This is a genomic window from Neglectibacter timonensis (genome assembly GCF_900048895.1).
In the GTDB taxonomy this organism is placed as follows: Bacteria; Bacillota; Clostridia; order Oscillospirales; family Acutalibacteraceae; genus Acutalibacter; species Acutalibacter timonensis.
Window position 1 is genome coordinate 621,977 of the sequence record NZ_LT160639.1, and the last position, 16,778, is coordinate 638,754.

Here is a 16,778-nt window from a genome sequence, read left to right on the forward strand (position 1 = left end):
GTGAGTGCACTATGGAAAAACAGTTTCGATATGATTTTCAAACTGCTGTTGTAGAAACTGATAAAGGCCTGGTTCACGGTTACGAATACGACGGCATGAGCATTTTCAAGGGGATCCCTTACGCCAGGTCCAAGCGTTTTCACGACCCCGAACCGGTGGAGCCCTGGGACGGCCTGCGGGAAGCCACTGGCTATGGCTATGTATGCCCCCTCCTGGATGAAGAAAGGCTGGACAGCTCTTTGGGCGCCCCCCACAGGATCGGCGTACAGAATGAAAACTGCCAAAATCTCAACGTGTGGACGCCTGCCTGCGACGACAAAAAACGCCCTGTGATGGTTTGGCTTCACGGCGGCGCGTTCTCCGGCGGCTCATCCATTGAGCAGGTGGCTTATGAAGGAGAAAACCTCTGCAAACACGGGCAAATTGTGTTTGTTTCCATCAATCACAGGCTGAATGTGCTGGGCTACTGCGATCTGTCCGAATTCGGCGAAGAGTACAAAAACTCCGGCAACGCAGGTACCAGTGATATGGTAGCCGCGCTGCAATGGATTCACCGCAACATTGCAGCTTTTGGCGGAGATCCTGGAAATGTGACCATCTTCGGCCAATCCGGAGGCGGAATGAAGGTGACCGCCCTTCTGCAAACGCCCGCTGCGGATGGGCTTTACCACAAAGGCATCATCATGAGCGGCGTTCAGGGCGGCGCCCTGTTCGACTGCGTAGGCTCCGGCAGGCAGATGGGTGAGCTCATGATGGAATCCCTGGGAGTAAAAACAGCGAAAGAATTGGAGGAGGCGCCCTATCAGGATTTGGTACGCGCTTTCAAGGATATGCGGTATCAGCTCCGCCCCCAAAAGATTAACAGCGGAGAAACGCCCTGCCGGAACGCGTTTTATCTGGGCGACCCGTTGGAGGTGCCCTTTCGGAAGGAGACCATTGATATCCCCATCCTGGTTGGCAGCACTTTCAGCGAGTTCAGCGGATTTGGCGTTATGGGCTATGACAGAAAGAAGATCACCGATCAGGAAGCCCAAAAAGCCATTGAAGAAAAATTCGGAAAGGCCCTTGCAGACGAGGCTATCCCTCTGTTCCGTCAGGCTTATCCTGAAAGAAACCTCATTGATCTTCTGGGGATGGACTATATGTTCCGGGATTATACTTTCAGCTACCTGGAACGCCGCTGCGGTTATAACAGCTGTACCTGGGATTATATTTTTAATCTGGACGGCCCCATGTACGGCGGACAGCTTCCGCCCCACTGTGCAGATATCCCCTTCGTCTTCCATAACACAGAGCTGGTTCCTTCTACCCAGGAGGCCGGTGTCACCGAACGGGTGGAAAAGGAGATATTCGATACGGTGATGGCTTTTGTGAAAACAGGCAACCCCAACAATCCTTCTATCCCCCAGTGGAAGCACGACAGTCCGGAAGAATTCAACACGATGGTTTTTGACAGGAAGACTGGAGTCAGAACCAATTTTGACCGTAAGCTCGTCAAAGCACTGAGCAGGGAATTTCTGGACGGAATGGTGGACGGGATCTTAAAGGGCATGGCCCGGAAACCCGAATAAAACTTTGGGAAGCAGAAAGTGACACGATATGAGTAAAATGCAGAATAATTCTTCCGCGGAACGGCTGTGGACATGGAAATTCCTGATGCTGATCGCCATTAATTTTGGAAATGGCGCGGCAGGTTTTATGACGGTGCCTCTGGTGACTAAGTACGTCATGACCTTTGGAGCGGATATCACTGCGGCCTCAGCTGTATCAGGCATCTTGTCTCTGGTAGCCATGTTCATGTGCCCCGTGGCCGGAGTTTTATCCGACAGAATGAATAAAAAAAAGCTGCTGCTGATCACGGAAGCCGCCTACGCTCTCTGCCTGGGGCTCCATGCATTTGCCGGCAGTCTCATCGCGCTGCTGTTGCTGCGGGCTGTTACTGGAATTTTTTTCTCTATCTCCAACGTGCTTACCGTTGCCTACGCCAGCAGCTATATTCCCAAAAGCAAAATGGGCGAAGGTCTTGGGTATTTCGGCCTGGTAACACCACTGGTACAGGCGGCGGGCCCGTCTATCGGGCTGGGACTGCGCGACAGCATGGGGTATGGAGCGGCATTTATCGGCGCTGCCATCGCCGCTGCAGCCGCTCTGCTCTGTGTGGTCGCCTTGCCCTATGAGGCGCCGGCATCCAGCGGCCAAAAAAAATCGTTGAAATTCAACGATATTTTTGCCGCAAGATTCCTTTGGCTCATGCTGCTGACAGCATTGTTCAGTTCGGCAAACGGTTTGATCTCCACTTATCTCGATATTCTTGCCAGCGAACGTTCTATCGCAAATATCTCCATTTTTTTCACCGTCTATTCAGTGGTTCTTATCATTTTCAAGCCTTTGACCGGCAAGCTGCTGGATACCAGGGGCATGTATTTTGTGATTATCCCCGCCGTGGTTTTTGCCGCTCTCGGCATGTTCTTTGTGGGAATTGCCTCCTCGCTGTGGATAATGTTGATCGCCGCGGTCTGCAAAGCCCTCGGTCAGGGAGCGGGTACACCAACCATACAGGCCCACGCCGTTAAAATGCTGGATCAATCTCAGTCCGGCGTGGCGGTCTCCACCATACAGATCGGCCAGAGCCTGGGAAATTCCATCGCTCCTGTATTGGGAAGCTTCCTGGTAGAACCCTTCGGATACCAGACCATGTTCTGCGGCTTTGGCGGAATCATCCTGGCCGCAGGGTTTCTGTTCCTGTTTTTGCAGGCGCATCGTGAAAAAAAGACCGCTGCAAAATAAACTTATCCCTGCGCATTGCTGCGCTACTCAAAACCTGACGCACATTTCTCAAAAGGAACAGCAAACGCAGACTGAAAGGAAAGGATGAACTTCATGAGACATAATCAAGGAATTTGGGACGCTCATGTACATACCCACGGCGGATGCACGGTGGACGGCTACCTGCGTAATGGGCGGGACAACCTGAGCGCCTCCGGTCTGGACGGCATGAACCTGCTTTGCGTCCGGCACGGAAGATCCGCCTGCATTTCCGACGCAGAAGCTCTTCTTCTGAAAGCGCTTCTGCCCGGCCGATTCACCGTCTACTGCAATCCCGCTTTTCAGATTGAGGAATTCGGCAGCGATGCCGAAGGACTTTTCAAGCAGATCCTGGGATTTGCAGAGGCCGGCGCAGACGGTGTAAAACTGGGGGATGGCGAAGCCGGGGAGAATGTTAATCTGGATTCTCCTCTTTACGACGCGATTTTCAGCGCTCTGGAGAAAACAGATCTGCCTGCCCTGTTTCATGTAGGCGCGGCGCCCTATATCCCGGCGCGGAGATATTTTCAGAAAAACAAATATCCGGTGGCAGGTCCGCCCTGGATGGTTTATACCGGAAAGCAGGACGATGACCAGGAGGCAACCTCCCGCATCTCCCGGGAAAATCTTGCCGAAAGGCATCAGCAGATAGACAATCTGCTCAGCCGTCATCCAAACGCCCGAGTGACCTTTGCCCATTTCTTTTTTAAGGCGGACGACCTGGACGGCATGGCTGATTTTCTGAACCGCTATCCCAATATTCGCATTGACATCACCCCCTGCAGCGATCTCTACTATCACCTTTCCCAAACCCCCAAGCGTTCCCGGGATTTCTTTGAAACCTATTCCGACAGGCTGATCTTCGGTACCGATAATGAGATGGAGCTTGATCCCGTACTGCAAATATCCCTGATCCGCCAATTCCTGGAGACAGACGAAACCTTCTTCTCCGTGAAATACGGCTTTGATATCACTGGAATCGCCCCTTTGCAGAAAGAAACTCTGAAAAAAATCTATTGTGACAATTTCCGCAAAATGGTTCCAGGCACTGCTGTAAATGCAAAAAAGGCCGCGTCTTATTGCGAATACCTATATGAAACTGTGAAGGAATTTGCAGAAATGCCCAAAGAAAACGCCTTAGAGGTGCTTGAAGTTGCCCGGCGCTTTCAAGCCATGCGGGGATCCTGAACATGCAAGCGCCTCAAAAGCACTGACTCCCTTCTTAACAGGGCTCTCTTACCGCGTTTTCACAGATTTTGCCCTGTTTTTCGATTCCCGGACACAGCAGGCGTTCTCTTCCCTTACCATACTGAAAAAGGAACATACCGGATTAAAAGATTCGGTATGTTCCTTTTTGTTTACAGAACTGGAGAAAGGTGTTTTACCTGATACAAAAGCCCCTGAGAGAGGTAATGAAGCATACCTGATTCAGAAGCATTTTCTAAAGACAAACAGCTGTGGAAACGGTACTACAGACTCTTACACTTTTGTAATCTGTTGTTCTTTTCTTTGCCATTTATGGAAATCCGGCATATCAAACGCCCTTCCTCCGTTCATGGCTGAAAGCTCAGAGAGCAACGCCACGGCGGTCCACTCGCAGGCTTTGTAAACATCGATCGGATTTGCAGCTTTTTGCGTTACGGCATTTACAAAATCCTCTATGATAAAGAAATCGCCGCCCCAGTGTCCGGCCGCTTTTTGTTCTTCTGTGGCGTTCTTATACCTCTCGGGGAGGTATTGGTCATAAAAATCGGTCAGGGAACGCCAGCGCGCCTGTTCAGTGGCAGCGTCCATTCCTTTGAGCCACAATTTGTGATTATCTCCGCATCCACGGGGCGCTTCATAACAGCCCTTCGTCCCCTGCAGGCTGTAGTAACTCAAATTATGAGGGCGTTCCGAAAGGCAGTCCAGCCGCAGCTTGATCAGCTTTCCGCTTTCCGTCGTGCACAGGGTGATGGAAGTGTCCTCCTGACGGAACTGCGGTGCTGTGTGCCAGCCGCTGCCCTGGCAGATCACGGATTTAATGCGTTCGTTTTTCATCCAGTTCATCACAGGTCCAATGCTGTGCGTGGGATAAAAATTCCCCCTTCGTCCCAGCTGCCAGTAACTGCGCCAGGATACTCTTCCATCCTGATAGAAAGCAAGGTCCTTGAGCTCGTGCAAATACTCCCCCTCGCCAAAATAGACTTCGCCGAACAGACCTTGATCGACCATATTCTGAATAAGCTGAACCTGGGGAATGTAACAATAATTTTCCGCCATCATGTAAACTTTCCCGCTTTGCTCCACGGTCTCCACCAGCCACCACAGCTCTTCCATACTGACGCCGGCTGTCACTTCGGAAAGTACGTGTTTTCCCGCCTGCAGCGCGGCGATCGCCTGGGCGACATGCAGTTGCATGGGTGTGGCTATTACCACGGCGTCGATGTCGTCAGCCAGCATATCCTCAAAAACCCGAAAGGCTTTTTTGATGCCGTATTTTTTCGACTCCCGGTCGAGAAGCTCCTCATTGAGATCGCATAACGCTGCAACCTCAACTTCAGGCAGGCTTTGAAAACCCGTCATGGCGCTCAATCCCCGCGCCCCGGCTATTCCTATTTTAAGCATCGTTTTCTTCCCCCAGTCGACTCAAAATAGCGCCCCAGCGGCGCCGCATTTCCTCGTTGTTTTGAACAGGCTGAAACCCCAGAGACAAATAGGTTTTAATGGCCGGTATCCGAAAATCATCGGTAGTCAGCACGATTTGCGTACAGCCGTTTTCTTTCAGGTACTGCAGGACGCGTCCGCACACCGCCCTGCCCAGCTTTCTCCCGCGGGCCTTATCCAAAACGCTGACCATGTGCACGGTTCCGCTTTTGCCGTCGCCGTTGAAGTATCCGGTTGCCGTCCCCACCACTTCGCCGTCGATCTCCGCTAAAAATATGCCCTCCTCTTTTACGCCGGAGTGTTTCAGGATACAGCTCTCCAATTCTGCATCGCTGAACCGTTTTTCTGTGAGAGGGAGTAGCGCGGTTTTGAGCGGTTCCCGGTCTTTTGGGGAATAACTCCTGATTTGGATATCCTCATCACAGACAATGCAGGGGACCTCCCCGTTCTCCCATTTCATACTAAGTTGTTCCATAGCAGTTCCTCCTTATGTTAGTTTTCTTATCTTTACTGGAATGCGGCAAGGAATTCCGCCGCATGGTATCCACAGTTCCTTTCAGCAACCGCGGATTGAGCACTCGCTTAGGAACCGGGACGCTTGGATTCCAAGTCAGCTTGTGCAGACAAAATGGACTGCCGGTACAGAATCGGCGTGGTTCCAAAACGCTTTTTAAACAGGGTGGAAAAGTAAGTATTGCTGTAGATTCCTATTTTTTCACAAATAGCGGTTGCCGTAAGGCTGGTGGAAAGAAGCAGATCCCTCGCGGCGTTCAGTCTCGTATCCATGATAAATTCCGAAATTCCCGTACCCTCTGAAGCCCGAAATAACTTTCTCAAGTACCCCGGAGAAAGCTTCATCTCTTCCGCAATCCATTCTGTGCTGAGTTCCGGCTCCGAATAATGGGAAACGATATATTGTTTTACGCTGTCCACGGTCTCCCGGTTCTTGCTGTTCGCTTTTTGGACCCAACGCACCTGAAGCCAATCCGCCAGCCGTTTCAGCTGTTCAAAAACATTCTGCAGGCTTTCCAGCTCTTCCGGGACATCAAATAAAAGAGCAAAACAAGCGTCTTCTTTTGCAGCCATCAAATCTCCAAGGGGCAGCGCATCTTGAAAGCGAAACAGAAACGTTTTCAACTCAGTCAAAGCCGCGCCCGGAGCATTCTGTTTCAGCGAGGTAAGGAAGCGGGATAAATCCTCCAGGAATTCTTGTTCGGTACGCAGCTTTGCAAAAATACCTTCAGCAGACACGACAGGATTCTCTCTTCTTTCAAATGCGGCGGACAGTTCCTGAACCAGAGGGCCGGTAATCAGGGAACCGTTATCGAGAACAAACCGGTATTCCAGAAAAGACAGGGCAGCTTCCTGCGACTGATAGACTTCGGAAAAACCTTTTTCAGGGCCGATTACGGCGGTAAAGGTCTGCAGGAAATTCTCATGAAAAATTGTTTGGATATTCTGTATCTCTTTCTCCACACTGCCTCCCTGTATCCTTTCCCGATAGGATAGCAGCAGGGTAAGCTCCCCCGGTTTTTTTATGATCAAGACTGATTTCCCATTTTTCCCCAGAACCTCGAGAAGCATGTTTTCAATGGCGTAAGTCAAAATATCCGCCGTCCTTCTTTCGGAATCTCCGGCAAGCAGAAAGTAACGATCCAATTTTACAAGAATCACACAGTGGAACGGAAAGCGGCACAGATCCAGCTGCCGGACAGCGTCCCACTCGCCCTCTGAATACGTGCCAGTCAAAATTTTCTGAATCAGAGCTTCCTGAAGAAACGGTTCTGCAATTTTATACTGGTTTTCCATGTCGCGGGAATGCTTGGAAAGCGTATTCAGGGAACGCCTGATCAAGTCATATTCATTCAAATAGGCGGGCGATTCCGACGAGGGCGGGGCGATATGCATGGCCTGCTCCATCAAGGATTCCACAGGCGAATACATTTGGCGCGTGACAATAACAGTAGTGACCACCCCGAGTATCAACAGGAGAAAGCTGGTAAAGCTTAATAGAACCAGCAGCTGCTGTAAAGAGTTCAAATCATTCTCAGGATTGGAAATGCTGAGGAAAGTCCAGCCTAAAATATCCGTCTTCGAATAGGTAATATTGTAGCTTTTTCCGTCCAGCGTCCGACGCATCCGTCCGCTTTCATCAGATGACGACAAAAGATTTTCCTGAAAAAACGAGAGATCCCACTCGTCCGAAAGGATACTTGGATCCGTGGAAAGGATTCCGTTTCCGGAGCTGTCCAGCAGAACAACTTGATTGATGGGACTGATGGAAATACTGTTGATCAACTCTATAAAATATTCCTCTTTCACAAAAACCACAATGGCGCGGGAGGAATTGGCCGACATTTCCTGAAACGGATAAAAGAAAAAGGCCAGCACTCCGTCTTTCCGTTTGATTTCCGTAGTGGATAAAGCAGTCAAATTCATTTGTGCGAAGCCGGCATGCTTTGAAACAGCCTCGTCCATTTCCCGCAAAAAATCGGAATCATCCGACAAAGTACCGCCATAGACGTCGGAAAGCAGTTTTTGGCTTTCCTGCCGGTACAGCAGGATGGAATGAATGAAGGGATAGCTCACGCGGAGCGTCCTCATTTTATTGTAGAGGCTGTATTCGAAAACCGGTTCCGAAACGGAAAGGGAAAAGAATCTCTCCACGGACAGGTCGCTTAAAAGCCCCGCCCCCACCTGAGATACCTGGTCATATAAAATTTTAGCCGTAAATCCGATTTGCTCCATCGCCTTCTGCGAACTCTTTTCGATCTCTGCCGTTTTGGTGCGAATCGTAAAATAAAAAAAACTGGAAAAGGCGCAGATCAACAGGATAAATACAATCAAGATATAAGACGTCAGCATTTTCGTCAGATAATACCGCTTTGCCTTCTCTTTTTTCATGCGTATTTCCCCTCCCCTGTTTTCAACAGTATAACAGAAAACAGTCCAATATCCTATAGGATACGGTTGCAATGTCCGTTTCTTGTAATCATTTGCTGAATTTGAAAACCTGGGGAACCACATTTTGAAACATAAACCATCTATTTACAATTTACAGTGAGAAAAAATACCGTATAAAATAAGGGCAGGCAAAACGAAGTTCTGGACGATATTTTTGGAAAAAGGGGTTGGTGAACGAATGCGCATGAAGAAAGGAGGAGGGTTGATTCGGGATATCCGGAAAAACCCATTCAGCTATCTGCTGATTCTTCCGGCAACGATTTATGTCTTTCTCTTTGGTTACTGTACGCTGCCTTACCTTGTAATTGCATTTCAAAAATTCAACTACAAGCAAGGCATTTTTCACAGTGAATTTGTGGGGCTGAAAAATTTCGAATTCTTTTTTAAATCCCCCAAGTTTCTGGAAGTCACCTTTAATACAGTTTTCCTGAACTTTATGTTCATTGGTTTCGTCATTATTTTCGCCTTGATTTTCTCCCTGATGCTCAACGAGGCACGGGGGAAAATTTTCCGCAAAGTGACGCAGTCCACTTTGCTTCTTCCGAATTTTATGTCATGGGTGGTGGTCAGTTATATCGTATACGCACTCTTTGCCAGCGACTATGGGATTGTTAACGTTTTTTTGAAAAGCATCGGCGCATCCCCCGTCTCCTGGTACTCTTCGCCAGGGCCCTGGCGGGTCATCCTGGTCTTGATCAAGGTCTGGAAAGACACCGGCATGCAGGTTGTGATCTATCTGGCTGCCATCACGGGAATCGATACTTCTTTATCCGAAGCTGCAAAAGTGGACGGCGCCAGCCGTTTGCAGACGATACGGCATATTATTTTCCCTTTGATGATCCCCACCGTATCAATTTTGGCTCTTCTTTCCATCGGAAAAATTTTCTATGGGGACTTTGGAATGATTTACGGTATCATCGGCGATAACGGGGTACTGTATCCCACTACCGACGTGATTGATACCTATGTTTTCCGGGCCATGCGGAAAACAGGCGACCCTTCACAGGCGATGGCGGTCGGCCTTTACCAGTCCCTGATGGGTTTCCTCTTCGTGTTCGGAAGCAACTGGATCGCCAGTAAAAAAACGGACGGAGGTGCGCTCTTTTGATCGGTTCAAAAAGCGGGCGAATTCCACGCAGAAGACAGAAACTGCAACGTTTCACCCCACTAGATTTTGTCATTTACGTATCCATCCTGATATTTTCACTTTTCTGTGTCCTGCCATTTTTTCTGATTCTCATAGTTTCTTTCACGGATGAAGCTTCCATTGTCAAAAACGGATACAGTTTTTTTCCTGAAACATTCAGTCTCAAGGCCTATACCATGGTATTTAAAAACGGAGGCGCCATATTTCAAAGCTATGGAATTTCTATATTAATTACGGTAGTCGGCACAGTTTTAGCCGTGTGCATCACCTCCATGGCTGCTTTTACACTTGCCAATAAAAGCGTACAATGCAGGAAAGGTCTCTCCTTCTTCTTCTTCTTTACCATGATCTTCAACGCGGGAATCGTTCCCTGGTATATGGTCTGCCGGACACTGGGCCTCGTGGACAATTTGGCTTCTCTGATCGTACCCGGGCTGATGTTCAACGCTTTCAACCTGTTTTTAGTTCGGAATTTTATGAATGGGATTCCCGATTCTCTTCTGGAATCTGCAAAACTGGACGGAGCCAACGAAATCGTCATCGCGTTTCGCATCTATTTTCCACTGAGCATTCCTGTTTTAGCTGCGGTGACCCTGTTCTATGCGCTGGGGTATTGGAACGATTGGTGGAATGCCATCATGTTGATCGACAACAATAAGCTGTATCCCCTTCAGTATTTCCTGTTCAAGCTTCAGTCGGAAATCAAAATGCTGAGAGACCTGCAGATGCAATCGGCCTCCGCGGGTGTAACTCTGCCCAGCGAATCTGTGAAAATGGCGACTGTCATTGTCACAATCGGCCCCATCATCTTTTTATATCCGTTCTTACAAAAGTATTTTGTAAAAGGATTGGTCATTGGGGGGGTGAAAGGCTGAAAATTCCGGTACATCTTTCCAAGTCAAAAGAAAAATAAAAAGAGTAGAGGTAATGGTTATGAAATTGAAAAAAACAGCAGCCCTGTTCCTCGCCTTGGCGCTGACCGCAGCCGCTTTCGCCGGATGCAGCGGTGCCGGTGAAAGCCAGGCTCCCGGAAACAGCAGCTCAACGCCTGCTTCCAGTACAGAATCCCAACCGGTTTCTGAACCCGTGAACGATGAAGAAATGCTGTGCCGCTATGTGGTTCCCGGAACAGAGCCCGACGATTCCGCCGAGGTCGATGCGGCCATTACGGAAAAGCTGAAAGCCGACGGAATCAACATGAAATTCGAGCGCATCTATATTCCCTGGGATGCCTGGGATCAAAAAGTCAACCTGAAGATGACCACTGGCGACGAGTTCGAACTGATCCATATTATGGAGGATGTGGCCTCTACCAGTTCTTATGTGGCAAAGGGCGGGCTGGCTCCCATCAACGATTATTTGGACCAGTACGGAGATACTCTGAAAAAGATCATCCCGGAAAACATCTGGCAGGCTGTAGCGGTCAACGGCAAGAATTACAGTGTACCCGTCTATTACAGAGATTTTGCCGCCTCCTCTTCCAAGGTCTCCTTCCCCAAGCATCTCTTTGAAAAATACAACCTTTCCACAGATCCTAAGGACAGCTATGAATTGATCGATTCTTTTGCCACCATTCTCGAGAATGAAAACGATCCGGACCTTCGCTTGTGGGAAAAAGTCAACAATTCAACCAGCTATATGCATTTGCGTCATTTGGACAGCTGGCCTTTTACCGTAGTCGATAATCTGTTCTACGTTTCCAATGAGGGAGACGTCCGTCCTTGGCTGGAAACGGAAGAATTTCAGGAAGAGTGCAAAATTTTCCGCTACGCTTACGAAAAGGGTGTCATCCATCCCGACATTCTCACCTATCCCCACGAAAAAATTTCCCAGTTTACGGAAAATGGTAAGAATCTCGTAGCGGATCTGTACGCATTGGAGTCCATCCGCAAGACCCAGCCGGATTACGAAATCGAGATGTATGCCATCGAACCGGAAAAACCCCTTTCCGCCGGAGATTATCCCATCATGAACGCAAACGGCATTTCTTCCACCAGTCCTAACCCGGAAGCGGGCGTGATTTTCTTCAACTGGCTGTACTCTGACCAAGCAAATTCCGACCTGCTCAATTTCGGCATCGAAGGAAAACATTGGAAGGACGCCGGCGACAGGCGCTACGAGGCAATTACCGACGAGGACGGGCTTTCCGCGTACACCTTCGGAGATTGGGAAATGGGACATAAGGATTTGGTGCGGCTTCCTATTGGATCTCCCGCCGAGCTTGCTCCTCTGGCTCTGGAGATGAACGCCGACGCATGGGTATCCAATGTAGTGGGCTTCAAATTCGATCCTGATTCTGTTTCCGCCGAGTACGCTGCCTGCATTGCAGAAATCCAGTCTTCCGTATATCCCATTCGTTATGGAGTCGTTCCCTACGAGGACGGATACGAGAAATCCCTGGAAGCCATGAAAGTTGCAGGTTATGACAAAGTTGTGGAAGAGTACAGAACGCAGTTCGAAGCATGGCGCAAGCAGAACAATAAGTAACAGCTCGACCACCTGATAAATCAACAGACCAAAGGAACAGACACATCGGCGGTGAACGTGTTCTAAGAAAGCGTTCATCGCCCAATTTTTAATAAAGGAGGCTGCTCTATGGAGCATTCCGTCAAGCAATTTCGCCTGGAGTTGATGCAGGAGGCCCAAACAATCTGGCTGACCGCCGCTGACTTCTCAATATCAGAGGAAAGCGAAAACTTTATCCGATATTGTCATATTCAGGATGGCCATGACCTTTCTGTGGAAATCAGACAGCGGATTCAGGGAGCGGAAACACTTTCCACCATCTCTGTGCAGCATAATGGTTCCGGCAGTGTGAGGAGTGTACAGTACCCTATCGAGGAGTATCGGGAGCTTGCCACATTCGACCGGCTGCTGATGTCCAGCGCATGGGGGGACGACATTCCCCGACCATCGAAAACGATCCACGATGTTTCCACCAGTACGTCTATTCGTTTCGATCAGGATTACATCCGCTACCGGCCGGATGAAATTATCTACTTTTATCCCTCTATCATGGCCATGCAGTACATGACGGTGTACAATCCTGCACGCACCCGCTACTTGGCTACATACAGCACTGCTGACGAAACAATGACCTTTCATGCAAAATCCACGGGGAAATACAGTTTGGAGTTATTCGTAACTCATTATCCTTTTTTGAAAAAAGAACGCTGGGTCAGTCCGGAATGTGGCAGAGCCAACCTGGAGGGCGGCTGGCACTGCGCAGCGGATCTTTACCGCAGCCATATGGCCGAATGTTTTCTGGCGCCGGACACTCCGGAATGGCTGGACGGCGAATATCATGGTTGGTGTGAATATGGAATAAAATATGAGAAAGAAGCCCCCCGTGCACAATTCAGCCAACTGGAAGAGATCTATCAGAAGGAATGCGAAGCGCTGGGAATGAACCACCTGTTTTTGGTTGGATGGCACGACAACGGGCACGATACGCAGTTCCCCCGATATCTGCCCTGTGAGCAGGTGGGAACTGCAGAGGAACTCCGTGCCGGGATTGAAAGCATCCATCGCCGCGGCGGCCGGGTCTCTCTCTACACCAATGCACGGTTGATCGATATCTATGGAGATTTCTACCGCGAGGGCGGGAAGAACGCTGTTTCCCTGGACGAAACCGGAAAGGAGTATCACGAAGATTATCATACCGAATCCCTGTATGCCGTATCCTGTCCCGGCTGCCCGGAATATGCCCAACACATGGCCGAGATCGCGGAACGTATCAGCGGGGAATACGGAGCGGACGGCATGTTTGTGGACCAAATCAGCTGTAATCTCGATCCCTTCTGTTATAACCCGGACCATGGCCACACCAAGCCCAGCAATAATTTTTTACCGGGGGTAGAAACAGAGCTGACCGGCTTAACCCGGGCTGCCCGCAAAAGAAACCCAGCTTTTCATACCTTTGCTGAGGGCTGTCACGAGCGGCTCGGACAGTTCTACGACGTCAATCAAGGGCATGGAGAAGAATACACCTGGCAGATCGGCAGATCCTTGCCGGAACAGTTCCTCTATACCTATCCAAACCGGATCGTCACCGGTATATGCGGCGACAAGCAGCAGTTGTACCATGCCATGGCGCAGTTTAAAGCGTTGGATATCAAGTCGGAATGCCGGGCAGACCCTTCCAACCATCCTCTCGTCAAACGTTATATTTCCTTACGAAAAAAATATCCGGACTATTTTTTCCAAGCAGAATTTTTGGACGATGAAGGATTCCTCTACGAAAAGGGAATCCGGTTGTTTGCCGTGCGGGCAAGAAACGGGAGCACAGCGGTATGCCTTTGGAAACCCGGCGCGGCAGAAGAGACGTCATGCCGTGCAAAAGTATATCTGCCGGACGGCGTTCATCAGCTCTCGCCGCTTCCGTTTTCCAAAACCGAATTTACCTATGAAAACGGCTGGGCAGAGGTAACATGGACGGGCGCACTGACCTATTTCATTTTGGAGTAACGCATCCGCACCGTAATCATGCCATGTAAAATCATGTTGCCAATTTCCTGAAAAGAACGAACAGAGGAGCCTGTCGGGCAGTTTGTCCCGGCAGGCTCCCCTGTTCCATATAGACTCCCGCAGTGATCTTTGGAAGTCTTTTCAACCCTGCTCTGCCGCAGCTGAAATTCCGGCCAGCAGCTTGTCCCGGCGGGCAATGGCAGCCTCCGCTTTTCCGTCCTCATAAACGTAGAAACCCCTTTGGGTTTTCACGCCATACTCCCCCCGTTCAAAGCGGTCCTGCAGCAGGCCAAAGGGTTCCTTGGCATCGCTGAGGTCTGGAAACAGGTATTCGGAGATATGATAAAACGTATCGAGCCCGCCAAAATCACAAACCTCAAAGGGGCCGAAGCCGGCATAGCGAAGTCCCAGGCCATACTTCATGCAGGCATCCACATCTTCCGGAGAGCCAATGCCGCTCTCCACGATGTGCAGCGCCTCCCGCAGAACGGCCAGCTGCAGCCGGTTTGCCAAAAAACCCTTTGCGTCTTTATTGACCCGCACCGGCTTCTTTCCGATGCGGAGAGCCAGGTCATAGAGGAAATCCGCCGTTTCCGGCGCCGTTTTCTCCCCCTGAATCACCTCCACCAGCGGTACAATATGAGAGGGATTGAACCAGTGCATACCGGCAAAACGTTCCGGGCCTTTCACCGCTTCGGCGATGGCCGTGATGGACAGCCCCGAAGTGTTGGTGGCAAAAACGCAGTCCTTTCCCGCCAGCTCGGAAACCTCCCGCCAAAAACTCTGCTTGACTTCCAGCCTCTCCACGATGGATTCCACCACCAGCCCGCAGTTCCGGAATGCGGACCGATCCGTTGTAAACCGCAGGCTTTCCTGCAGCTGTCCCGACGCCTCTTCCCCAATCAATCCCAGCTCCACCCAATCTTTCTGATTGAGCGCAATAAGCTTTTTTCCCTTTTCCAAAGCGGCCTCTGAAATATCATACAAAGTCACCGAAAAGCCAAAGTGTGCGAAGGCTTGAGCCATGGAGGCGCCCATCAGGCCGGCCCCACCTATGACGATACTCTGTAATGCTTCAGGCTTCACATCTCCACCTCCATTTCCAAAAGGGCAAATCCCAAAGTTTTCCCGTGCATATCCACTGCCAAAGAGCGGGTGACGCCTCCCCCCAAGGCATCCTCCAGAACGAAATTAAAGGCGTGCAGGTTCGGCAGCTCATAACGGGTTACCCCTCCCTTCACAATTTCTGAAAAATGCTCCTTTACACGCTCTGCGGTGACCTGCTTCTTCAGCATTTCATAATCCTCCTCCCGGAATGGGATCAGGGAGATTACGGAGATGTTTCCCTTATCCCCTGTACGGGAATGGGCGATTTCATACAGTTTCAATATGCCACTCTCCTCTCTCAAACCAATTCCACACGGGGCTGCGCCCAGGTGTTGGGAATCAGGACCGACGCCACCGACACAATTTTCCGGGTGGATTTCACCACGCCGCCGCCTCCTGCCGGGCCGTTGGTGTACAAGGCCTCCACTTCATTGCCCACCAGTTCGGCATTGTGCCTGTCCCTGGTTCTTGCCGCCACCCGCAGGCGCACCTCCACCGGTTCTCCGCAGCCAAGCCTCTGGGAAATTCCCTCCCGGTACAGGGAGTCCACACCCATGCAGTCCACCCGCAGTTCCTCAAATTCACAACCGCAGAGTTCCAAGCGCTTTTTGACGATCTCCCCCGCCAGACGGGCCCGACCCAGAGCGTTGTGGCCGCCGTAGCTGATCTGCCCCTCTCCGATGTAACAATCCTGATACCCCACGCTGACCTTCAGTTTTCCATTTCCCGGCTTGCCGGAGGCTCCGCTCACCCGCACTCGGTCCCTTCCTTCCTGCTGCACGCTCACCATTTGAAAATCCGCGGTGCAGTCCGGCGTAAAATAATTGGCTGGATCCTGCAGTTCATAAAGTATCTGTTCTTTGCAGGTCTGCTCACTCACAAGCCCTCCCTTATCCGGAAGCTTGGTAATCACCAGTCCGCCATCCTCACTCACCTCAGCAATGGGAAAGCCCAGATCCCACAGGTCTGGCACGTCCTTCCGGCCGGGATCACAGAAATAACCCCCGGTCACCTGGCCTGCACATTCCAGCAGATGCCCGGCAATGGTTCCCTTTCCCAGCAGGGCGCTGTCCTCCATGGACCAGCCGAACTCATAAACCAGGGGACCCAGAACCAAGGCAGGGTCAGCAACCCTCCCTGTAATCACAATATCCGCACCCTGCTGCAGTGCCTCAACAATTCCCGCGCAGCCGATATAGGCATTGGCGGAAATAATATCCTCCTGAAGTTCCCCCAGCGGCCTGCCTGTCTCCATGACGGGATAGTCCAAAAATTCCGGAAGCTTTTCCAGCACATCGTCGCCGGTCACCGCCGCAATTTTCAGCTCCTGCAGACCTAAAGCGTCTGCCATTTCTCTGGCTTTTTTTGCCGCTGACACCGGATTGGCCGCACCCATGTTGGTAACCACTCTGACCCTGTTTTCCCGCAGCGCGTCCAGAATTCTCTCCATCCGGTAGGTAAAGAGCGGATTATATCCCTGTTCGGGACAGGCGAGCCGCTCCAGCTGGGCCAGGGCAATGGTGCGTTCCGCCAGACATTCAAAAATAATATAATCCAGGTTTCCTTTTCGGATAAGGTCAATGGCAGGCTCAATACGGTCGCCGCCGTAGCCCGCGCCGGAACCGATTCGAATGGTTTTCAT

13 protein-coding genes are annotated in these 16,778 nt (G+C 50.6%); 7 read left to right on the plus strand and 6 right to left on the minus strand.

Going from position 1 to position 16,778, the window contains the following annotated elements:
- Positions 1-11 precede the first annotated feature (11 nt).
- The 3 genes from BN3911_RS07840 to BN3911_RS07850 all read left to right on the plus strand — a co-directional run bounded on the left by BN3911_RS07840 (position 12) and on the right by BN3911_RS07850 (position 3,993).
- A complete protein-coding gene (locus BN3911_RS07840) occupies positions 12-1,571 on the plus strand; it encodes a carboxylesterase/lipase family protein (RefSeq protein ID WP_066863682.1) in 1,560 nt (519 codons plus the stop codon).
- Positions 1,572-1,599: 28 nt separating this feature from the next.
- The gene (locus BN3911_RS07845; RefSeq protein ID WP_066863685.1) at positions 1,600-2,787 is read left to right on the plus strand and encodes an MFS transporter; all 1,188 of its coding nucleotides are present in this window, start codon (positions 1,600-1,602) and stop codon (positions 2,785-2,787) included.
- Between the two features lie 93 nt (positions 2,788-2,880).
- A complete protein-coding gene (locus tag BN3911_RS07850) occupies positions 2,881-3,993 on the plus strand; it encodes an amidohydrolase family protein (RefSeq protein WP_066863689.1) in 1,113 nt (370 codons plus the stop codon).
- Between the two features lie 291 nt (positions 3,994-4,284).
- Here BN3911_RS07850 and BN3911_RS07855 read toward each other — a convergent pair whose 3' ends face one another.
- The 3 genes from BN3911_RS07855 to BN3911_RS07865 all read right to left on the minus strand — a co-directional run bounded on the left by BN3911_RS07855 (position 4,285) and on the right by BN3911_RS07865 (position 8,355).
- Positions 4,285-5,412, minus strand: a complete 1,128-nt coding sequence (locus BN3911_RS07855; RefSeq protein ID WP_066863691.1) for a Gfo/Idh/MocA family protein — start codon at positions 5,410-5,412, stop codon at positions 4,285-4,287.
- Positions 5,405-5,926 carry a GNAT family N-acetyltransferase gene (locus tag BN3911_RS07860; protein ID WP_082942165.1) on the minus strand — a complete coding sequence of 174 codons (522 nt, stop codon included), beginning with the start codon at positions 5,924-5,926 and terminating at the stop codon, positions 5,405-5,407. The genes BN3911_RS07855 and BN3911_RS07860 overlap by 8 nt, the downstream gene beginning before the upstream one ends.
- A gap of 107 nt (positions 5,927-6,033) precedes the next feature.
- Positions 6,034-8,355, minus strand: a complete 2,322-nt coding sequence (locus BN3911_RS07865; protein WP_066863696.1) for an AraC family transcriptional regulator — start codon at positions 8,353-8,355, stop codon at positions 6,034-6,036.
- Between the two features lie 238 nt (positions 8,356-8,593).
- Here BN3911_RS07865 and BN3911_RS07870 point away from each other — a divergent pair, with 238 nt between their 5' ends.
- The 4 genes from BN3911_RS07870 (at position 8,594) to BN3911_RS07885 (ending at position 14,029) form a co-directional block, all read left to right on the plus strand.
- Positions 8,594-9,523, plus strand: a complete 930-nt coding sequence (locus BN3911_RS07870) for an ABC transporter permease (RefSeq protein WP_207644508.1) — start codon at positions 8,594-8,596, stop codon at positions 9,521-9,523.
- Between the two features lie 215 nt (positions 9,524-9,738).
- Complete coding sequence (locus BN3911_RS07875) at positions 9,739-10,437, plus strand: carbohydrate ABC transporter permease (RefSeq protein WP_242871091.1); 699 nt, start codon at positions 9,739-9,741, stop codon at positions 10,435-10,437.
- A gap of 58 nt (positions 10,438-10,495) precedes the next feature.
- Entirely contained in the window at positions 10,496-12,049 is a 1,554-nt protein-coding gene (locus BN3911_RS07880; RefSeq protein WP_187127707.1) for an extracellular solute-binding protein, read from the plus strand.
- 108 nt (positions 12,050-12,157) lie between these two features.
- Positions 12,158-14,029, plus strand: coding sequence for a DUF6259 domain-containing protein (locus BN3911_RS07885; RefSeq protein WP_066863700.1), 1,872 nt, complete (start codon positions 12,158-12,160; stop codon positions 14,027-14,029).
- Between the two features lie 141 nt (positions 14,030-14,170).
- Here the strand turns inward: BN3911_RS07885 and BN3911_RS07890 are convergent, their stop codons facing one another.
- From BN3911_RS07890 to BN3911_RS07900, 3 genes are read right to left on the minus strand one after another with little or no spacing between them, the layout of a single operon-like run.
- Positions 14,171-15,115 carry a 3-hydroxyacyl-CoA dehydrogenase family protein gene (locus BN3911_RS07890; protein ID WP_074039126.1) on the minus strand — a complete coding sequence of 315 codons (945 nt, stop codon included), beginning with the start codon at positions 15,113-15,115 and terminating at the stop codon, positions 14,171-14,173.
- Positions 15,112-15,417 (minus strand): AtuA-related protein, encoded by a 306-nt coding sequence (locus tag BN3911_RS07895; protein WP_066863702.1) that lies wholly within the window; start codon positions 15,415-15,417, stop codon positions 15,112-15,114. Before BN3911_RS07895 ends, BN3911_RS07890 begins: the two co-directional genes overlap by 4 nt.
- Positions 15,418-15,434: 17 nt before the next feature.
- Positions 15,435-16,778: an acyclic terpene utilization AtuA family protein gene (locus tag BN3911_RS07900; RefSeq protein ID WP_066863707.1), complete on the minus strand. Its 1,344-nt coding sequence runs from the start codon at positions 16,776-16,778 to the stop codon at positions 15,435-15,437.

Excerpts from the sequence above, each read along its gene's own strand:
- BN3911_RS07840 (WP_066863682.1), top strand. The coding sequence starts at position 12 with ATGGAAAAACAGTTTCGATATGATTTTCAAACTGCTGTTGTAGAAACT.
- BN3911_RS07845 (WP_066863685.1), top strand. The coding sequence starts at position 1,600 with ATGAGTAAAATGCAGAATAATTCTTCCGCGGAACGGCTGTGGACATGG.
- BN3911_RS07850 (WP_066863689.1), top strand. The coding sequence starts at position 2,881 with ATGAGACATAATCAAGGAATTTGGGACGCTCATGTACATACCCACGGC.
- BN3911_RS07855 (WP_066863691.1), bottom strand. The coding sequence starts at position 5,412 with ATGCTTAAAATAGGAATAGCCGGGGCGCGGGGATTGAGCGCCATGACG.
- BN3911_RS07860 (WP_082942165.1), bottom strand. The coding sequence starts at position 5,926 with ATGGAACAACTTAGTATGAAATGGGAGAACGGGGAGGTCCCCTGCATT.
- BN3911_RS07865 (WP_066863696.1), bottom strand. The coding sequence starts at position 8,355 with ATGAAAAAAGAGAAGGCAAAGCGGTATTATCTGACGAAAATGCTGACG.
- BN3911_RS07870 (WP_207644508.1), top strand. The coding sequence starts at position 8,594 with ATGCGCATGAAGAAAGGAGGAGGGTTGATTCGGGATATCCGGAAAAAC.
- BN3911_RS07875 (WP_242871091.1), top strand. The coding sequence starts at position 9,739 with ATGGTATTTAAAAACGGAGGCGCCATATTTCAAAGCTATGGAATTTCT.
- BN3911_RS07880 (WP_187127707.1), top strand. The coding sequence starts at position 10,496 with ATGAAATTGAAAAAAACAGCAGCCCTGTTCCTCGCCTTGGCGCTGACC.
- BN3911_RS07885 (WP_066863700.1), top strand. The coding sequence starts at position 12,158 with ATGGAGCATTCCGTCAAGCAATTTCGCCTGGAGTTGATGCAGGAGGCC.
- BN3911_RS07900 (WP_066863707.1), bottom strand. The coding sequence starts at position 16,778 with ATGAAAACCATTCGAATCGGTTCCGGCGCGGGCTACGGCGGCGACCGT.